This is a genomic window from Streptomyces sp. SID4985 (genome assembly GCF_009863025.1).
Taxonomy (GTDB): Bacteria; Actinomycetota; Actinomycetes; order Streptomycetales; family Streptomycetaceae; genus Streptomyces.
On the sequence record NZ_WWIR01000274.1, the window covers coordinates 1 to 240 of the forward strand.

The 240-nt window shown below is 72.1% G+C and carries 1 pseudogene; it reads right to left on the bottom strand.

The window, feature by feature from the left end:
* A pseudogene (locus GTW40_RS11220) lies at window positions 1-240 on the bottom strand (protein-L-isoaspartate(D-aspartate) O-methyltransferase); the annotation flags it as partial.

A 240-nucleotide genomic window follows, 5' to 3' on the forward strand; every position in this document is an offset into this window, starting at 1 on the left:
GGGGACCGCTGGGAGCGCAGCTTCATGAACTCCACGGGCCCCAGGAAACGGCCGGACGCGCTACCGCCTTCCTCGGTCATGCGAAGCCGTACGAGGGCGTCCCCGTTGCCGAAGTGCGTCCCCCACGGCGCGAGGATGATCCCGCCTCGGGCAGCGTGACGAATCCACTCGCCCGGAATCCGCCGGACCCCGGCCGTGGCGACGACGCGGTCGTACGGGGCTCCCGCCTCGTCGCCTTCC